Raw genomic sequence first — 15,993 nt, 5'->3', positions numbered from 1 at the left:
TGGGAATTCCTTTGCTGGTTCGATCCAACCAACGGCGACGGCAGGTGGAGGTTTCTCTTGCGAGGGATTTGCAGCCTCAACCGAACAGCTCGAACTGGTCCGCCTTCTTCGGCGCCACCACCGGGCGCAGGTCGGCGCGATCCGCCAGCACCACCGGCCGCCAGTCGTCGGCGATCAGGAACGGCCGCACCTTCGCCACCGACACCGTCAGCCGCGCGACATCGGCCAGCGCCAGCCGCCGCCAGCGCCGCGCCGACAGGATCGCGCTCACCGCCTTCACCCCCAGCCCCGGCACCCGCAGCAGCATCTCGCGCGGCGCGCGGTTCACATCGACCGGAAAGCGATCGCGGAACTTCAGCGCCCAAGCGAGCTTGGGATCGATGTCGAGCGGCAGCATCCCCGTCGCATCGTCCGTCGCCGCGCGCACCTCGTCCGCTCGATAGTCGTAGAAGCGCATCAGCCAGTCCGACTGGTACAGCCGATGCTCGCGCATCAGCGGCGGGCGTTGCAGCGGCAGGACGGCGGACGCCTCGGGGATCGGGCTGAACGCCGAATAATAGACGCGGCGCAGCGCATAGCGATCGTACAGCGTCGACGCCTTGCCCACGATATCGCGATCGGTCGCCGAATCGGCACCGACGATCATCTGCGTCGACTGCCCCGCCGGCGCGAATTTCGGCGCGGACTTGTAGCGTTTGCGGGCATCGCGACCGTCGGCAATGGCGTGGGCGACGTTGCCCATCGCCCCTTCGATCTGCGGCGCGGATTTTTCCGGGGCGAGGCGCTTGAGGCCCCCGGTCGTCGGCAGTTCGACATTGATCGACACCCGATCGGCATAGACCCCCGCCAGATGCACCAGCTCGGGATCGGCATCGGGAATGGTCTTCAGGTGGATATAGCCGCGAAAGTCGTGATCCTCCCGCAAAGACCGCGCGACCTCGACGATCTGCTCCATCGTATAGTTGGACGACCCGATGATCCCCGACGACAGGAACAGCCCCTCAATATAGTTTCGCCGATAGAAATTGAGCGTCAGCGCGACGACCTCCTGCGCGGTGAAGCGCGCGCGGCGGACGTTCGACGACTTGCGGTTGATACAGTAATGACAGTCGAAGATGCAGCTGTTGGTCAGCAGGATCTTCAACAGCGAGATGCAGCGACCATCGGGGGCATAGGCATGGCAGATGCCCATGCCCTCGGTCGATCCGATCCCTTTCCCGTCGCGCGAGTTGCGCTTGGCCGTGCCCGACGACGCACACGACGCGTCATACTTGGCCGCATCGGCCAGGATCGCCAGTTTCGCACGGGTGTCGAGCTGCGCCATGCGTTCGATATATGTTCCAATGACTTCCCCGCCAAGGGGTAATCAGCCGAGGGCTTCGTCCAGCGCGCGGCGCAGCGCGGTCACCTCGGCATTCAGCGCGATCAGCCGGTCGGGCGTCATGCCGCTGCGGGCGACGACGGTCGGGGCAAGGCACCCGGTCTCCGCCCAGCGCGTGCGGCCCGCCTCGGTCAGCCGGACGCGCACCTGCCGCTCGTCCTCCGGGTTGCGCGCACGCACGACCAGCCCGGCGGCCTCCATCCGCTTGGCGAGCGGGGTGATCGTGCTCGGCTCCAGCGACAGCCGCTCGGCGATCGCACCGATGGTCAGCCCTTCGTCCGACTCGCTGAGCGTCAGCAGGACGAGGAACTGGGGATAGGTGATCCCCATCCGGTCCAGCATCGGCTTGTAGGTCCGGTTGATCGCGATCGTCGCGGCATAGAGCGAGAAGCACAGCTGTTCGTCGAGGGGCAGGGGGGTGTCCATGTGGCGGGCATAGCATGAATGATTGTCGCGATAAATAATTCTGGACAATCGCGGTAGGGCGGCTTAGATCGTTATCGCGATAAATAAATGGAGCATCCGCCATGTCGGTCGACGTCAAGTACAGCACCACCGCCACCGCCACCGGCGGTCGTGACGGCCATGCCCGCAGCGAGGACGGCCAGTTCGACGTCAAGCTGTCGACTCCGCGCGAACTGGGCGGGGCCGGCGGCGATGGCAGCAACCCCGAACAGCTGTTCGCGGCGGGCTATGCCGCCTGCTTCATCGGCGCGATGAAGGTCGCCGGGCAGCAGCTGGGCATCAAGGTGCCGAACGACGTCGCCGTCACCGCGACCGTCGGCATCGGCCCGCGTGCCCTCGGTGGGTTCGGCATCACTGCCGACCTTAAGGTGTCGGTGCCCGGCGTCGATCCGCAGCAGGCACAGGCGCTGGTCGACACTGCGCACGGCATCTGCCCCTATTCCAACGCGACGCGCGGCAATGTCGATGTCGGCCTGACCCTTGCCTGATCGTCCGCTCGCCTGACCGTTCGACAGTGGCGACCGGCATCGCCTATGCCTTGCGTGAGCATGACAGGAGACGCCGGTTGCCGATGATCCAGACGACGCGGTGGTTCGCTCCCTCGGGCACCGCATCGCCGAACCGTGACGGGGTGGAGACGGCCGAGGCAGTCTCTGCCCCGCATGTCGTTTTCCTGCCCGGCCGCGGCGCATGACGACCATCGCCGATGTCGCGACGCGCGCGGGCGTGTCGATCCGCACCGTGTCGCGCGTGCTCAACCGGTCGCCGCTGGTCAATGCCGCCACGCGTGAGCAGGTCGAGGCGGTGGTAGCCGCGCTGCAATTCCGCCCCAGCGCGCGGGCGCGCGGGCTGGCGACCGGGCGGTCGTTCCTGCTCGGGCTGGTGCATGACGACCGCAATGCGCTGGTGCTCGATCCGCTGCAGCGTGGGATCGTCGGCGCGGCGGCGGGGCGCGGCTATGAACTGGTGGTCCATCCGGTCGCGCCGGGCGGTGGCGATCCGGTGGCGGACGTCCTCGATTTCGCGGGCCGGTCGCGGGTCGATGGCATGGTCGTCGTGCCGCCGGTGTCGGCGATCGACGGCGTGGCCGATGCCCTTGGCCGAATGGGGGTGCCGGCGGTCGCGCTCTCCTCGGTGGCACTCGCGGGCTATGGCGCGGTGCTGGTGTCCGATGAACGGGGCGCGGCGCAAGCGGTGGCCGATCATCTGGTGGCGCTCGGCCATCGCCGCATCGCGCTCCTGTCCGGTCCTGCCGGCGCCCCCTCCGCACAGGAACGGCGCGCCGGATTCGTCGCCGGGCTGGCCCGCCATGGCCTGTCGCTCGCCGATATGGCGGAGGGGGATTACGGCTTCGACAGCGGCGTGGCGGCGGCGACCCGGCTGCTGGCATCCGATCCGCACCCGACGGCGATCTTCGCCGCGAACGACGTAATGGCGGCGGCGGTGCTGAAGGTCGCCGCCGGTCTGGAGATGGCCGTGCCGGGCGACCTGTCGGTGGTCGGGTTCGACGGCAGCATGCTGGCACGGATGCTGACCCCGGCGCTGACCACGGTGCATCGCCCGATCGCCGATATGGCGGCGGCGGTCACGACGCGGCTGATCGACCGGATCGAGGGGGTGGCCGACGACGCGCCGCTATCGACCACGCTGTCGCTGTCGATCGGCGGGTCGTGCGGCCCGGTCAGGCGCGGATAAGGTCGAGGAAGCGGATCGCCGCGCGATATTCCGCCGCGTGCACGGCACGGGTTTGGGCGGCCAGCGTGTCTTCGCCCCATTGCTCGATCTGCCAGTCCTCGTCGACATGGGTCGCGGCCCACGCGGCATCGGCATCGATCGCGCGCTCGACCAACGCCAGCCCCAGCAGCAGCGATCCCGTCAGCGATACGATCGGCGACAGCGGCGCCAGCGTCCACGGCGACAGCGCGACCACCGCCTCGCGCAGCCGAGCCAGCGTTCGCGGCGGCTGTTCGACCGGCATCACGCCATCGGTGATGGTGAAATCGACGCCGTACCGCCCGCGCGCCCAGTCGAGCACCGGGTCCCACGCCGCCGCTTGGACGTCCGCCAGCGGCCCCGGTTCGGCGCGGTAGCACAGCAGGTCGCTGCCGCCATAGACGGCGATACCGCCGGCAAAGATCGGGGCGTCGGGTGCGATCCGTTCGATCGCGGCGTTGGCAAGGCCGGTCAGCGGCATCGCGCGCGGGTCGATCGTTTCGCCGACAGCGCGCCACTCGTCGGCGATCGCCTCGGCCAGTGCGGGGAACGGCACGACCAGCGGCAGCCGCCCCGGCGTACGCACCGGCCGTCCGTCGAGCGCGATGCCGCCCTCGCCCGTCACCGCAACGTCTTGCCAGAAGCGTTTCACTTGCTGCGCCACTTCGCGGTCAGCCCACGCGGGACCACCGCCATCGCATAGAGCGCCGACAACACGATCGCCGCCCCCAGCACCCGCATCGCAGTATCGGGAGCGCGGGCCAGCACGATCAGGCCGAACACCGCGCCCATCGCGGTGGCGATGCGGATCGCGACCAGCGCGAGCCAGCGGTTGCGAGCGGTTTGGTCAGGGGTCATGGCAGGTCCAGCAGGGCAGGGAGCAGGGCGGCATCGTCGCACATCCGGTGCGCGCCGGCGGCGATCAGCGTATCGCGGTCGTGATAGCCCCAGCTGACACCGACCGCTCGCGTCCCCGCCGCGACCGCCATCGCCATGTCGAACCCGGTATCGCCGATCATCACCGTCGCTTCGGGCTGGGCGTTCGCTTCCGTCATGGCGGCGTACAGCATCGCCGGATGCGGCTTGGATGGGTGGCGGTCGGCGGTCTGCAACGTCGTGAAATGGCGGGTGAGGCCATGATGGTCGAGCAGCAGCGCCAGCCCGCGATCCGACTTGCCGGTCGCCACCCCCAGCGTCCATCCGCCGTCGCGCAGCGCGGTCAGCGCATCGGCGATGCCGGGAAACAGCGGCTCCTCGGCCAGCCGCCCATCGGTACGCATCGCCCGGAAATGGCGCTTATACCCCTCCGCCACCGCATCGTGCAGGTCGGCATCGCTGTCGGGCACCAGCATCGCGACGGCCTGCGGCAGGCTCAATCCCACGATCCGTCGCACGTCGCGCGGATCGGGTTCGGCCAGCCCCGCATCGGCAAAGGCCAGCGCCATCGCGAGGCAGATATTCGCCTGCCCATCGGCCAGCGTCCCGTCGCAATCGAACACGGCGAGGCGGGTCATGCGTCGCGCGTCCATGCCGCCAGCGGATGGTCGCCCAGCGCGCGGGCGACGCGATCGCGCACCTCGGCCGGCTTGTTCTGGCCCAGCTTGGCGGTGCCGCGCCACGCGGTCGGGATCAGTTCGAAGCCGGTGATCGCGCCGAACAACCCTTCCGCCTTTCGCGGGTCCATGGCCGCAACCGACCATTTCGGCTCGGCTTCGTACTTGTCGGCCATCGCGTCGACCTGTTCGCGCAACCCTGCGCGGTCGATCGGCTGGACGATGCCCTCCACCTCGACCGACACATAGTTCCAGGTCGGCACCGCATCCGGCCCGGTGTCGTACCAGCGCGGCGAGATATAGGCGTGCGGCCCCTGCGCCACGAACAGCGCGGTCGCCCCCGCCAGATGCGGCGTCATCGCATTGCGCCGCCCCAGATGGAACCGCAGCGTGCCATCCGCCATCGACACCACCGGCACCTGCGCCACGCGCGGGCCGTCGGGCGTGGTCGCGAACAGCATGCCGAACCCTTCGTCCTGGACGAACGCCCGTGCCGCATCCTCGCCCATCCGAAAGGTCGCGTCGGGGTGCATCAGTCGCGCTGGCCCCGCGACCGCCGTTCGCCGCGCCGTTCCTTGCGATAATTCTTGGCGTGCGCCTTCGCCTTGGCCTTCAGGTCAGCCTTGGTCACCGGCGGCGGCGCATCGTCGATCATCGCATTGCCGAGCGTCATGTCGAAGCCGAGGAGCTCGATGCTCTCGGCAAAGTGCGGCGGCAGTTCGGCGGTCACGTCGACCTGTCCGCCATCGGGATGGTCGATGCGGATGCGGCGCGCGTGCAGGTGCATCTTGCGGCTGACCCCGCCGGTCAGGAACGCGGCCTGCCCGCCATATTTGCCGTCGCCGACGATCGGGTGGCCGATCGCCGACATGTGTACGCGCAGCTGGTGGGTGCGCCCGGTGAACGGCTGCAACTCGACCCAGGCGGCGCGATTGCCGACCCGTTCGATCACGCGGTAGCGCGACCGGGCGGGCTGGCCCTCCTCCTCGTCGACATGCATTTTCTCGCCCCCGGTGCCCGGCTGTTTGGCGATCGGCAGGTCGATGATGCCGTCCGAGATATCGGGAATGCCGACGACCAGCGCCCAATAGACCTTCTTGGCCGTCCGCCCCGAAAACGACTTGGCAAAGAACGCCGCCGCCCGCGCGGTGCGCGCGATCAGCAGTGCGCCCGACGTGTCCTTGTCCAGCCGGTGGACCAGCTTCGGCCGGCTCTCGCCATCGAATTGCAGCGCGTCGAGCAGCCCGTCGACATGGTCGTGGGTCTTGGTCCCACCCTGTGTCGCAAGGCCCGGCGGCTTGTTCAGCACGATCGCCTGTTTGTCGCGGTGGATGACCAGTTCTTGTGCGAACGCGGTCTGTTCGGCCGACAGCGGCGCGCGCTCGGCCTTGGGCTTGGGCTGCGCCACGATCGCCGATTCGGGCGGCGGCACGCGCAGCACCTGGCCGGCGCTCAGGCGCGCGCCGGGCTGGGCCCGGCCGCCATCGATGCGCAGCTGCCCGGTGCGGGCCCAGCGCGACACGATGTTGAAGCTGGTATCGGGCAGATGCCGTTTGAACCAGCGGTCCAGCCGGATGCCGTCGTCGTCGGCCCCGACCGTGAATTGCCGAACGTCGTTGTCGCTCATGCCGCACCCCGTGTCATGGAAAGGCCGGCGAACAGCGCGACGCCTGCACCGATCACCGACAGCAACGCATAGCCCAGCCCCTGAGCCAGTGCATCGCGTTCGATCATGTTCACCAGATCGAGCGAAAAGGCGGAAAAGGTCGTGAACCCGCCCAGCACCCCGACGCCCAGCGCGAGGCGCACCTGTTCGTTGCCGCCACTGCGGGCCAGGATGCCGACCAGCAGCCCCATCGCCAACCCGCCGATCAGGTTGACGCCCAGCGTCCCCCAGGGATAGCCGGGGCCAAAGGTCGTGAGCGTCCAGCGCCCGAAGAGATGTCGCAAGCCGGCGCCGATCGCGCCGCCGGCCATGACGATAAAGAGATTTCCCATGATCGGCTGTCGCCTAGCCGATTGCGGCGCGCGATGAAACCGTCGTGCTGCGCCCGATCCAGCCGGCGGCTTGCAATCCCTCCATCTGTCCCCGCGCCACCGGGGCTTCGATCCCGCCGGTCAGCAGCAGGCGAACGTTGCGCCCGTCGCGCGCGGTGCCGGTCACATGGCCGCGCGCGACCCACCAGCTGCGATGTACCTGCGCACCGTCGATACCGCCCAGTTCGGCCACCGCATCGCGCATCCGCATCAGGATCAGTGTCGATCCGGCGGGGGTATGCGCGCGGACATAATGATCCTCCATCTCCAGCGCGATCAGCTCGCGGCCGAGATGCGCGGGCAGCCGGTCGAGAAACGGCGGTGTCGGCGTGGAGGGTGCCGGATGCGGCTCGACCGCCTCGACCCCCTCGGCCATAGCCGGCCGCCGCCGGGCGCGACCGAACCAGAAGATCGAAGTGATCGCCGACCCCAGGATCAGCACATTGGCATAGCGTGCCAGCCACCCCTGCGCCGTGGGCAGATGCAGCGGCTGCCACAATCCGTCGACCGCCCAGGCGACGACCGTCATCGGCACCGTCGCGACGACACAGGCCGCGATCCACAGCGCCGCCTCCGGCAACGCCAGCTGCCCGGCCAGTCGCGTGGCGACCACCGTTGCGGGCAGATACAGCGCATAGCCGGCGAGCACGATGCCCAGCCAATAGCCCAGCCGCACCGCGAACGGCATGCCGAAGCTGCCGAACGGCCCCAGCACCGCCAGCAGCAATCCGACTACCGTCATGATGGTCAGGTCGATCAGCAATCGGCGGGTATCGGGCATGGGCGGCTCGGTATGAAGGGTGCCGCTCCCGATAGCGCGTGCGCCAGCGATTGGCACGCCCGGCCTGTCGGACCCTGCCATTTCACGTATCGCGAACGGGCAGGGCGGACGATCCACGATGCGGCGGGCACGATCCACGCAGATCGCCTTGCGGGAGAAGCGCGTGGCGGCAGGAGGGGAGCAACATCGAACCACAGGAACTGCCAATCATGTCCGCACCCGCCCCGACCGCCGCCCGCCCGACCGACGTCTCGCCCGCCCTGCGCGGGGTGATGGTGGCGAGCGGTGGTGCGCTCGGCTTGCTCAGCCTCCTCGCGCTGGTCCGCGCAGCGACCGGCGTCGCTCCGACCGCGCCGGCGGCGCATGACGTGGCGGTCGCCGTGCACCTGATGAGCGTGCTGCCCGCCATTCCGCTCGGCCTCTACATCCTGCTGACGCGCAAGGGCGGGGCGCGGCACCGGCTGCTGGGCAAGGTCTGGATGGCGCTGATGGCGTCGACCGCGATCAGCGCGTTCTTCATCCGGGTGCTGAACCATGGCAGCCTGTCGTGGATCCACATCTTTGTACCGGTGACGCTGGTCGCCGCATGGGCCGCGATCGCCGCGGCGCGCGCGGGCGACATTCCCCGGCATCGCCGCCGGCTGGTCGCCATGTTCCTGGGGGCGATGGTCATTCCGGGCCTGTTCGCCTTTACGCCGGGGCGGGTCATGGCGATTTGGGCGTTCGGATGATCGCCGCCCCTTGCTGGGAGCGGTAGCAATCGTTATTAATTGTTGCGATGCACAACGACGCCGCACCCGAGTCCGCGACCGATACCGCAACCGAAGAGTTGCGCGCGTCGCTCAGCGACATCATCCGCTTCGCCCTGATGCAGCGGATCTGCCTGTCGGTGCGCTATAACAACATGAACATGATCCTCGCGCCGCACATGCTGTGGACCAAGCATGGCGACCTGCATGTCGATGCGGTGACCGTCGAACGCGCGGGCAGCCCGCCGAAGATTTTCAAGATCGGCACGTTCAAGCTGCTCGGCCTCGGCAATGTCGCCCTGACCTCGCGGACCTTCGACCCGCAGCCTGAATTCGATCCCGCCGATCCCAAATATGCCGAGGCTCCGGTCGCGTCGGTCCAGCGCTAGGCGGTAACGCGCCCGGCCCGGCACAATCGCTTGCACATCCCCGCCGCCGGGGCCATGGACCGCGCGAGCCGGGGTCGCGTCGGGCGGCGCCAAGCAGCAGGCGGACGAAACACCAGTGACCAGCATCGGTATCTTCGGATGGCAGGGCCGGATGGGACGCGCGATCGGGCAGGAGATCGAACGGGTCGGCGAAACGCTCGCCGGCGGGGTCGATCAGGGCGGTGATCCGGCCGAGCTGGCGGCGCGTGCCGACGTGCTGGTTGATTTCTCCTCCCCCAACGCCCTTGCCGCCAATCTCGCCGCCGCGCGCAGCTGGGGCACGCCGATCGTCATCGGTACCACCGGCCTCAACGACCGCCATCACGCGATGATCGACGAAGCCGCGGCCGAGGTCGCGGTGCTGCAGACCGGGAACACCTCGCTCGGCATCGCGCTCCTGTCGCGGCTGGTGCGCGATGCCGCCCGCCGGCTGGGACCGGACTGGGATATCGAGATCGTCGAGAGCCATCACCGGCTGAAGGTCGATGCCCCGTCCGGCACCGCGCTGATGCTGGGCGATGCTGCGGCGGAGGGGATGGGCACCACCCTGGCCGATAGTGGCGTGATCGGCCGCGCCGGGCTGGTCGGTGCGCGTGCCGGCGGTACGATCGGCTTCGCCTCGCTGCGCGGCGGCACCATCGTCGGCGATCACCAGGTCGTGTTCGCGGGCGAGGGCGAGCGGATCGAACTCGGCCACCGCGCCGACGACCGCGCGCTGTTCGCCCGCGGCGCGGTGCGCGCCGCGCTGTGGCTGGCGAGCGCGCCGGCCGGCCGCTACACGATGGATGCGGTGCTGGGCGTTTGAAGAAGGCGGACGTCTTCGAATTTTTCCGGCGGCTGGCGGAGGACAATCCGCACCCGGAAACCGAACTCGAATCGGTCAATGACTATACGCTGCTGGTCGCGGTCGCATTGTCGGCGCAGGCGACCGATATCGGCGTGAACAAGGCGACCCGCGCATTGTTCGCCACCGTCGATACGCCCGAAAAGATGGTCGCGCTGGGCGTGGACGGCCTGAAACAGCACATCCGCACCATCGGCTTGTTCAATACCAAGGCGAAGAACGTCATCGCCTTGTCCGAAGCGCTGATCGCCGATCATGACGGGCAGGTCCCGCCCGACCGCGCCGCCCTCGAAAAACTGCCGGGCGTCGGGCGCAAGACCGCGAATGTCGTCATGAACGTCGCGTTCGGCGCGGAGACGTTCGCGGTCGACACCCATATCTTTCGTGTCGGCAACCGCACCGGCCTGGCGCGCGGCAAGACGCCGAACGCGGTCGAATCGGTGCTCGACCGGGTGGTACCGCAACCGTTCCGCCTGCACGCGCATCACTGGCTGATCCTGCACGGCCGCTATATCTGCAAGGCGCGGCGCCCCGAATGCTGGCGCTGCCCGGTCGCCGACCTGTGCGCGTTCAAACCGAAAACGCCTGCGCCGAAGCAAAAGACGTCCGCGACCGACTGAAACGGCTGGCAATGCCGCGCGAGCTTTGCTAGGCGCGTGCCTCCACGGCCAAGCACCCGTAGCTCAGCTGGATAGAGCGCTGCCCTCCGAAGGCAGAGGCCAGGGGTTCGAATCCCTTCGGGTGCGCCAGTGGCGTTTCGATTTTTCTGCATGACAAGACCGGTGTCCGGCTGCGGGTACGCCGCGATCGCCCGTGCGCAGCGGTGACGGCACCGATCGTCCGCCGGTTAGACCCGCTCCGCCTTGTTCACCGCATCCGCCGCGCGCAGCCCGGCGAGCAGCTTCATCAGATGCGCGGCGTCGCGGACCTCCACGTCGATGGTGTTGGTGTGGAAGGTCGTGTCGCGATTGTCGAGCCGCAGCCCGAGGATGTTGGCCTTGTGCCCGCCGATGACGGTCGCGACCGCGCCCAGCGCGCCGGGTTCGTTCTTCAGCGTGACGGCGATCCGCGCGGTCGCCCCCTCGGCATTGTCGCCCCAGGTCAGGTCGATCCAGTGATGCGGGTCGATCGATTCGATTTCGCCACAGCCGATCTCGTGCACCTCGAACCGACCCGCACCGCGCCGGATGCCGATGATGCGATCGCCGGGCACCGGGTGGCAGCAGGTGGCGAGGTCGTAACCGACGCCGGCAGTCAGCCCCTTGATCTCGATCGGCGCGCGTTGCGCCGGGATCGGTTCGGCCTTCGGGTCGGCGACGGCACCGGGCATGACCGCCTCCATCACCGCTTCCTCGGTCAGCTTGCCGCGTGCCAGCCCTTCGAACAGCTGTGCTTCCTCGGTCAGCTTCAGCCGCTTCAGTCCCTCGCCCAGCGCGTCGCTGGCCGGGGCGACGGGCAGGCGAGCGATCAGCTCCTGATAGAGCTTGGTGCCCAGCGCCACCGTCTCATCGCGTTCGCGCAGGCGGATATAGCGGCGGATCGCGGCGCGGGCCTTGCCGGTGATCGCGAAATTCAGCCAGTTCGCCTGCGGGCGCTGCGCCTTCGACCGCAAAATCTGCACCTGATCGCCATTCTTCAGCTCGGTGCGTAGCGGCACGACGCCGCCATTCACCTTCGCTCCGACCGCCTGGTCGCCCAGATCGGTGTGGACGGCATAGGCGAAGTCGATCGGCGTGGCGCCTTTGGGCAACTGGTGCAGTTCGCCCTTCGGCGTGAAGGCGAAGATGCGGTCGGCATACATCGCCATGCGGGTATGTTCGAGCAGCTCTTCCGGGCTTTCGGCATTGTCGAGGATTTCGACCAGATCGCGAATCCAGCGGACCTGCGTATCGGGGCGCACCGCGTCCTGCTTGTAGGCCCAGTGCGCCGCCAGCCCGAACTCGGCCTGCGCATGCATCTCACGCGTGCGGATCTGCACCTCGATCCGCATGTTCTCGGCATGGATGACGGCGGTGTGGAGCGACCGGTATCCGTTGCGCTTGGGCGTCGAGATGTAGTCCTTGAAGCGACCCGGCACCATCGGCCAGCGGCGATGGATGATGCCGAGCGCCCGGTAGCATTCCTCCTCGCTGTCGACGATCGCGCGGAACGCGATGATGTCGCTCAGCTGCTCCAGCGTGACATGCCGTTCCGACATCTTGCGCCAGATCGAATAGGGATGCTTGCGCCGGCCCGACACCTCGGCGGAGATGCCGTGGCGGTCGAGCATCGCCTTCAGGTCGCCGCCGATCTTGGTAACGCGGTCGCCGCCGCCGGCTTCGAGTTGTTCGAGGCGCAGCGTGATCGATTCATAGGCTTCGGGTTCGATCTCGCGAAATGCCAGCGTCTGCATTTCGTTCATGAACTCGTACATGCCGATCCGCTCGGCCAGCGGGGCATAGATGTCCATCGTCTCGCGCGCGATCCGCTTGCGCTTCTCGGGCTTCGAGATGTGATGGAGCGTGCGCATGTTGTGCAGCCGGTCGGCCAGCTTCACCAGCAGCACGCGAATGTCGTCCGACATCGCCAGCAGGAACTTGCGCAGGTTCTCCGCGGCGCGCTCGTTCTCGGTCTGCGCCTCGATCTTGGATAGCTTCGTCACCCCCTCGACCAGCCGCGCGACATTGTCGCCGAACTTGGCCTGGATTTCCTCATGGGTGGCGACGGTATCCTCGACCGTATCGTGCAGGATCGCGGTCGCGATCGTCTCGTCGTCGAGGTGCAGGTCGGTCAGGATGCCGGCCACCTCGATCGGGTGGCTGAAATACGGGTCGCCGGACGCCCGTTTCTGGCTGCCATGGGCGTGCATCGAAAACACATAGGCGCGGTTCAGCAGCGCCTCGTTCGCATCGGGGTCATACGCCTTGACCCGCTCCACCAATTCATACTGCCGCAGCATGGAATCTAGATGGAGCGGGGCGGTCGTGCATTGCAACCGTTTTTAGCACACATCACGCACTCTTGGCGCGGGCATTGCATTTGGCGAGCTGTTCGGCGGCAAATGCCTCGCCATTGGCGGTGAAGGCGGTGAGCGCGCCCAGTTCCTTTACGGCGAGCTGGCACATGGTCAGCGGGCTGCCCTCGGTCCGATTGGTGGTGCAGCGATCGCCCGCGCACTTCCACGGGGTGCTGCGCGTCATCATGCCCGCGATCGTCGGGGCGGTGGCCGGCACCGCGCTATACCCGCGCACCGGCTGGGCAGTGGCACCGAGGGGCAGGGCGAGGGCGGCGGCGGCCAGCAGGACGAAGGTCTTCATGATGCGCGTCTCCAGCGATTCGATGGATCGGCAGCTAATATACATCGATGTAAGTTGCAAATGACTATCTTTGCTGCATTTGCGAAAAACGTTGATTTCCCTTCGTGGCGCGGTTGGGCTAGACCGTATCCGATGACGACGACCCTCAGAGAACCGCTGCGCGAACTGGCCAACCGCTGCAGCCTGCCCGCCGCGCTGGAGGCGATGGGTGAACGCTGGTCGTTCCTGATCCTGCGCGGATCGTTTAACGGCCTGTGCCATTTCGAGGAGTTCCAGTCGGAACTGGGTATTGCGCGCAACATCCTTGCCAACCGACTGTCGCGGCTGGTCGGGCATGGCATTCTCGAACGGCGCGCGGTGGCGGCGGATCGGCGCAAGATCGAATATCGCCTGACCGAAAAGGGGCGGGCGCTGTTGCCGACGATGGTGGCGCTGCGCCAATGGGGCGAGCGGTGGGAAACCGGCGTCGCCGCGACCCCGATCCTGGTCGATGCACGCGACCGCCGCCCGATCGCGACGGTGGCGGTGCACAGCCATGACGGCCGGGTACTGGACAAGTGCGACCTGCTCTGGGCGGTCGAAGAGGATGTGGTGCGCGACTGACCCTCGGGTCAGCCGGTGGCGGGCAGGGCAGTGGGGGCCGGTTCGCCGCTGTCCGGCGCAGCGTCCGCCGCCGGGTCGGGGCGATGCCCCCAGCGGACCAGCGACCAGGCGCGTTCGTGGAAATAGAAGAGCAGGATCTTGGTGAGGACCTCGGTCCCGGCGATCGCGCCGGCGAGCTTGGCCGACCCGGAAAAGAACAGCCCCAGCACGAAGGTATCGATCGATCCGACAGTGCGCCACGACACCGCCTTCACTAAGCTGCGCGGATGGCTCTCAAGACCTTTGAACAGGAACATGGGCGACACGACTCCGCCCGCGCGGGATGCCGGGCGCCATGGCGTGCGACAGTTGCGCGCCGCTGCGTAGCGAGGAAAATATGGGGTCGCGCAAGCAACACTTTGTCACAATAGGCGGATGAGCATCAGCAGCAGCCCGAACATCGATGCCACCCAGACGAGGCTGCGGACATAGGGCACGCCGAACAGATAGAGCGGGTGGTAGACGATCCGCGCGACGAACCACAGCAGCGCACCCGTCGCGCCCAGCCCGCCGCTCCGCCCGCTGACGGCCAGCGCCAGCGCTAGCGCAATGAAGGCGGGGTAGGTTTCCTTGAAATTGTCGAGCGCGCGCTGCGCCCGGCCGGCCATCGCGCCCGTCGGATGCTGGTCGCCGTCGCGCGGCCCGGCGTTCCAGCCGACGCCCAGTTCGCGCGTCGCCAGCTGCCCCTGCAGCATGATCGCGATCACCAGCAGCACGACCGACCAGCCGAGCAGGGTGAGTTCGAGGGGCAGGGTGGTCATCGGCGCGCTCCGTCAGGGGATGGGCGGTAAAGTGCCCGGCAGACCGGACGGTTCCGGCGCTCCATCGTCGTCATTCCCACCTGCGCGGGAATGACGAAGGTCGGCGTTACCCCGCGTTCCGCCCCGCCGGCGTGTTGACCCCCATCGACTGGAGATATTTCTTCACGTTGCGCGCGGCCTGGCGCAGCCGCTGTTCGTTCTCGACCATGGCGATCCGGACATAGCCCTCGCCATTCTCGCCGTAACCGACGCCCGGCGCGACCGCGACCTTGGCCTCGGTCAGCAGCTGCTTCGAAAACTCCAGCGACCCCAGATGCGCCAGCGCCGGCGGCAGCGGGGCCCACGCGAACATCGATGCGCGCGGGGAGGGAATGTCCCATCCGGCGCGGCCGAAGCTCTCGACCAGCACGTCGCGGCGCTTGTGATAGAGCTGGCGGTTCTTCTCGACGATATCCTGCGGGCCGTTGAGCGCGGCGCACGCCGCCGCCTGGATCGGGGTGAACGCGCCGTAATCGAGATACGACTTCACCCGCGTCATTGCCGCGATCAGCTTCTTGTTGCCGACGCCGAAGCCCATTCGCCAGCCGGCCATCGAATAGGTCTTGCTGAGCGAGGTGAACTCGATCGCGACGTCCTTCGCCCCCGGCACCTGCAGGATCGAGGGCGTCGGACAGCCGTCATAATAGAGTTCGGAATAGGCGAGGTCGGAGATGACCCACAGCCCATGTTCCTTCGCGAACGCCACGACCCGTTCGTAAAAGGCGAGGTCGACGACCTCGGCGGTCGGGTTCGACGGATATCCCATCACCAGCACGCTGGGCTTGGGCACGGTGAACGCCATCGCGCGTTCGAGGCTCTCGAAATAATGCTCGTCGGGCGTCGTCGGCACCGCGCGGATCGTGGCACCGGCAATGATGAAACCGAACATGTGGATCGGGTAGCTGGGGTTCGGCGCCAGGATCACGTCGCCCGGCGCGGTGATCGCCGTGGCGAGGCTGGCTAGCCCCTCCTTCGACCCCATCGTCACCACGACTTCGCTGTCGGGATCGATGTCGACGCCGAAGCGGCGGCCGTAATAATTCGCCTGCGCCTTGCGTAAGCCCGGAATGCCGCGCGACTGCGAATAGCCGTGGGCCGACGGCTTGCGCGCGACCTCGACCAGCTTTTCGATGACATGCTCGGGCGGCGGCAGGTCGGGGTTGCCCATGCCGAGGTCGATAATGTCCTCGCCACCGGCACGCGCGGCCGCCCGCATCGCGTTCACTTCGGCGATGACATAGGGGGGCAGGCGCTTCATGCGGTAGAATTCGTCGGACATTCTCGTTCCTTTCACGGCGGTCCTT

At 67.8% G+C, this 15,993-nt stretch carries 21 protein-coding genes and 1 tRNA gene; 8 read left to right on the top strand and 14 right to left on the bottom strand.

The annotated features are described in order from the left end of the window. Positions 1 to 76: 76 nt before the first annotated feature. Both ASE58_RS14740 and ASE58_RS14735 read right to left on the bottom strand, forming a co-directional pair. On the bottom strand, positions 77 to 1,324 hold the full coding sequence (locus ASE58_RS14740) for a putative DNA modification/repair radical SAM protein (protein WP_055822912.1): 1,248 nt from the start codon (positions 1,322 to 1,324) through the stop codon (positions 77 to 79). Between the two features lie 42 nt (positions 1,325 to 1,366). Beyond that, the gene (locus tag ASE58_RS14735) at positions 1,367 to 1,807 is read right to left on the bottom strand and encodes a MarR family winged helix-turn-helix transcriptional regulator (RefSeq protein ID WP_055762264.1); all 441 of its coding nucleotides are present in this window, start codon (positions 1,805 to 1,807) and stop codon (positions 1,367 to 1,369) included. Between the two features lie 101 nt (positions 1,808 to 1,908). On the opposite strand from ASE58_RS14735, the gene ASE58_RS14730 reads away from it, so the two are divergent. Then, positions 1,909 to 2,334: an organic hydroperoxide resistance protein gene (locus ASE58_RS14730; RefSeq protein WP_055762261.1), complete on the top strand. Its 426-nt coding sequence runs from the start codon at positions 1,909 to 1,911 to the stop codon at positions 2,332 to 2,334. A gap of 202 nt (positions 2,335 to 2,536) precedes the next feature. Beyond that, positions 2,537 to 3,541 carry a LacI family DNA-binding transcriptional regulator gene (locus ASE58_RS14725; protein ID WP_055822910.1) on the top strand — a complete coding sequence of 335 codons (1,005 nt, stop codon included), beginning with the start codon at positions 2,537 to 2,539 and terminating at the stop codon, positions 3,539 to 3,541. Here the strand turns inward: ASE58_RS14725 and ASE58_RS14720 are convergent. The 7 genes from ASE58_RS14720 to ASE58_RS14690 are packed head-to-tail and all read right to left on the bottom strand — an operon-like array spanning position 3,528 to position 7,930. Next, complete coding sequence (locus ASE58_RS14720; RefSeq protein ID WP_055822907.1) at positions 3,528 to 4,211, bottom strand: ATP12 family chaperone protein; 684 nt, start codon at positions 4,209 to 4,211, stop codon at positions 3,528 to 3,530. The two genes, ASE58_RS14725 and ASE58_RS14720, sit on opposite strands and share 14 nt — an antisense overlap. Further along, a complete protein-coding gene (locus ASE58_RS14715; RefSeq protein ID WP_055762250.1) occupies positions 4,208 to 4,417 on the bottom strand; it encodes a hypothetical protein in 210 nt (69 codons plus the stop codon). The genes ASE58_RS14720 and ASE58_RS14715 overlap by 4 nt, the downstream gene beginning before the upstream one ends. Next, complete coding sequence (locus tag ASE58_RS14710) at positions 4,414 to 5,073, bottom strand: HAD-IA family hydrolase (protein ID WP_055762909.1); 660 nt, start codon at positions 5,071 to 5,073, stop codon at positions 4,414 to 4,416. The genes ASE58_RS14715 and ASE58_RS14710 overlap by 4 nt, the downstream gene beginning before the upstream one ends. Further along, the gene (locus tag ASE58_RS14705; protein WP_055822906.1) at positions 5,070 to 5,645 is read right to left on the bottom strand and encodes an FMN-binding negative transcriptional regulator; all 576 of its coding nucleotides are present in this window, start codon (positions 5,643 to 5,645) and stop codon (positions 5,070 to 5,072) included. The genes ASE58_RS14710 and ASE58_RS14705 overlap by 4 nt, the downstream gene beginning before the upstream one ends. Then, the gene (locus ASE58_RS14700) at positions 5,645 to 6,739 is read right to left on the bottom strand and encodes an RluA family pseudouridine synthase (protein WP_055822903.1); all 1,095 of its coding nucleotides are present in this window, start codon (positions 6,737 to 6,739) and stop codon (positions 5,645 to 5,647) included. Before ASE58_RS14700 ends, ASE58_RS14705 begins: the two co-directional genes overlap by 1 nt. Continuing rightward, positions 6,736 to 7,110: a CrcB family protein gene (locus ASE58_RS14695; protein WP_200909376.1), complete on the bottom strand. Its 375-nt coding sequence runs from the start codon at positions 7,108 to 7,110 to the stop codon at positions 6,736 to 6,738. Before ASE58_RS14695 ends, ASE58_RS14700 begins: the two co-directional genes overlap by 4 nt. A 13-nt stretch (positions 7,111 to 7,123) precedes the next feature. Beyond that, the gene (locus ASE58_RS14690; protein ID WP_055822897.1) at positions 7,124 to 7,930 is read right to left on the bottom strand and encodes a LytTR family DNA-binding domain-containing protein; all 807 of its coding nucleotides are present in this window, start codon (positions 7,928 to 7,930) and stop codon (positions 7,124 to 7,126) included. 209 nt (positions 7,931 to 8,139) lie between these two features. Between ASE58_RS14690 and ASE58_RS14685 the strand changes: the two genes are divergently transcribed. The 5 genes from ASE58_RS14685 (at position 8,140) to ASE58_RS14665 (ending at position 10,700) form a co-directional block, all read left to right on the top strand. Next, positions 8,140 to 8,661 (top strand): DUF2306 domain-containing protein, encoded by a 522-nt coding sequence (locus ASE58_RS14685; RefSeq protein ID WP_055822894.1) that lies wholly within the window; start codon positions 8,140 to 8,142, stop codon positions 8,659 to 8,661. 47 nt (positions 8,662 to 8,708) lie between these two features. Next, positions 8,709 to 9,068 carry a hypothetical protein gene (locus ASE58_RS14680; protein WP_235513636.1) on the top strand — a complete coding sequence of 120 codons (360 nt, stop codon included), beginning with the start codon at positions 8,709 to 8,711 and terminating at the stop codon, positions 9,066 to 9,068. Positions 9,069 to 9,183: 115 nt separating this feature from the next. Next, complete coding sequence (dapB, locus tag ASE58_RS14675; RefSeq protein WP_055822891.1) at positions 9,184 to 9,912, top strand: 4-hydroxy-tetrahydrodipicolinate reductase; 729 nt, start codon at positions 9,184 to 9,186, stop codon at positions 9,910 to 9,912. Then, positions 9,909 to 10,571: an endonuclease III gene (gene nth / locus ASE58_RS14670; RefSeq protein ID WP_055762230.1), complete on the top strand. Its 663-nt coding sequence runs from the start codon at positions 9,909 to 9,911 to the stop codon at positions 10,569 to 10,571. Before dapB ends, nth begins: the two co-directional genes overlap by 4 nt. Before the next feature lie 52 nt (positions 10,572 to 10,623). Then, a tRNA-Arg gene (locus ASE58_RS14665) sits at positions 10,624 to 10,700 on the top strand. Between the two features lie 98 nt (positions 10,701 to 10,798). Here ASE58_RS14665 and ASE58_RS14660 read toward each other — a convergent pair. After that, positions 10,799 to 12,889 carry a RelA/SpoT family protein gene (locus ASE58_RS14660; protein ID WP_055762227.1) on the bottom strand — a complete coding sequence of 697 codons (2,091 nt, stop codon included), beginning with the start codon at positions 12,887 to 12,889 and terminating at the stop codon, positions 10,799 to 10,801. Positions 12,890 to 12,941: 52 nt separating this feature from the next. Continuing rightward, positions 12,942 to 13,247, bottom strand: coding sequence for a CC_3452 family protein (locus ASE58_RS14655; RefSeq protein WP_156347758.1), 306 nt, complete (start codon positions 13,245 to 13,247; stop codon positions 12,942 to 12,944). Positions 13,248 to 13,379: 132 nt separating this feature from the next. On the opposite strand from ASE58_RS14655, the gene ASE58_RS14650 reads away from it, so the two are divergent. Next, on the top strand, positions 13,380 to 13,850 hold the full coding sequence (locus tag ASE58_RS14650) for a winged helix-turn-helix transcriptional regulator (protein WP_055762221.1): 471 nt from the start codon (positions 13,380 to 13,382) through the stop codon (positions 13,848 to 13,850). 8 nt (positions 13,851 to 13,858) lie between these two features. On the opposite strand, the gene ASE58_RS14645 is transcribed toward ASE58_RS14650, so the two are convergent. From ASE58_RS14645 to ASE58_RS14635, 3 genes are all read right to left on the bottom strand, one after another. Further along, on the bottom strand, positions 13,859 to 14,146 hold the full coding sequence (locus ASE58_RS14645) for a DUF2061 domain-containing protein (RefSeq protein ID WP_055822885.1): 288 nt from the start codon (positions 14,144 to 14,146) through the stop codon (positions 13,859 to 13,861). A 105-nt stretch (positions 14,147 to 14,251) separates the two neighbouring features. Continuing rightward, entirely contained in the window at positions 14,252 to 14,650 is a 399-nt protein-coding gene (locus tag ASE58_RS14640; RefSeq protein WP_055822882.1) for an MAPEG family protein, read from the bottom strand. Positions 14,651 to 14,756: 106 nt separating this feature from the next. Continuing rightward, a complete protein-coding gene (locus ASE58_RS14635) occupies positions 14,757 to 15,968 on the bottom strand; it encodes an LL-diaminopimelate aminotransferase (RefSeq protein WP_055762212.1) in 1,212 nt (403 codons plus the stop codon). Positions 15,969 to 15,993: the final 25 nt, after the last annotated feature.

Source organism: Sphingomonas sp. Leaf9 (genome assembly GCF_001421355.1).
Taxonomy (GTDB): Bacteria; Pseudomonadota; Alphaproteobacteria; order Sphingomonadales; family Sphingomonadaceae; genus Sphingomonas.
Note: the sequence above shows the minus strand (reverse complement) of the source record. Positions and strands in the feature narration are given on the sequence as shown.

Excerpts from the sequence above, each read along its gene's own strand:
- ASE58_RS14740 (WP_055822912.1), bottom strand. The coding sequence starts at position 1,324 with ATGGCGCAGCTCGACACCCGTGCGAAACTGGCGATCCTGGCCGATGCG.
- ASE58_RS14735 (WP_055762264.1), bottom strand. The coding sequence starts at position 1,807 with ATGGACACCCCCCTGCCCCTCGACGAACAGCTGTGCTTCTCGCTCTAT.
- ASE58_RS14730 (WP_055762261.1), top strand. The coding sequence starts at position 1,909 with ATGTCGGTCGACGTCAAGTACAGCACCACCGCCACCGCCACCGGCGGT.
- ASE58_RS14725 (WP_055822910.1), top strand. The coding sequence starts at position 2,537 with ATGACGACCATCGCCGATGTCGCGACGCGCGCGGGCGTGTCGATCCGC.
- ASE58_RS14715 (WP_055762250.1), bottom strand. The coding sequence starts at position 4,417 with ATGACCCCTGACCAAACCGCTCGCAACCGCTGGCTCGCGCTGGTCGCG.
- ASE58_RS14710 (WP_055762909.1), bottom strand. The coding sequence starts at position 5,073 with ATGACCCGCCTCGCCGTGTTCGATTGCGACGGGACGCTGGCCGATGGG.
- ASE58_RS14705 (WP_055822906.1), bottom strand. The coding sequence starts at position 5,645 with ATGCACCCCGACGCGACCTTTCGGATGGGCGAGGATGCGGCACGGGCG.
- ASE58_RS14700 (WP_055822903.1), bottom strand. The coding sequence starts at position 6,739 with ATGAGCGACAACGACGTTCGGCAATTCACGGTCGGGGCCGACGACGAC.
- ASE58_RS14695 (WP_200909376.1), bottom strand. The coding sequence starts at position 7,110 with ATGGGAAATCTCTTTATCGTCATGGCCGGCGGCGCGATCGGCGCCGGC.
- ASE58_RS14690 (WP_055822897.1), bottom strand. The coding sequence starts at position 7,930 with ATGCCCGATACCCGCCGATTGCTGATCGACCTGACCATCATGACGGTA.
- ASE58_RS14685 (WP_055822894.1), top strand. The coding sequence starts at position 8,140 with ATGTCCGCACCCGCCCCGACCGCCGCCCGCCCGACCGACGTCTCGCCC.
- ASE58_RS14680 (WP_235513636.1), top strand. The coding sequence starts at position 8,709 with ATGCACAACGACGCCGCACCCGAGTCCGCGACCGATACCGCAACCGAA.
- ASE58_RS14660 (WP_055762227.1), bottom strand. The coding sequence starts at position 12,889 with ATGCTGCGGCAGTATGAATTGGTGGAGCGGGTCAAGGCGTATGACCCC.
- ASE58_RS14655 (WP_156347758.1), bottom strand. The coding sequence starts at position 13,247 with ATGAAGACCTTCGTCCTGCTGGCCGCCGCCGCCCTCGCCCTGCCCCTC.
- ASE58_RS14650 (WP_055762221.1), top strand. The coding sequence starts at position 13,380 with ATGACGACGACCCTCAGAGAACCGCTGCGCGAACTGGCCAACCGCTGC.
- ASE58_RS14645 (WP_055822885.1), bottom strand. The coding sequence starts at position 14,146 with ATGTTCCTGTTCAAAGGTCTTGAGAGCCATCCGCGCAGCTTAGTGAAG.
- ASE58_RS14640 (WP_055822882.1), bottom strand. The coding sequence starts at position 14,650 with ATGACCACCCTGCCCCTCGAACTCACCCTGCTCGGCTGGTCGGTCGTG.
- ASE58_RS14635 (WP_055762212.1), bottom strand. The coding sequence starts at position 15,968 with ATGTCCGACGAATTCTACCGCATGAAGCGCCTGCCCCCCTATGTCATC.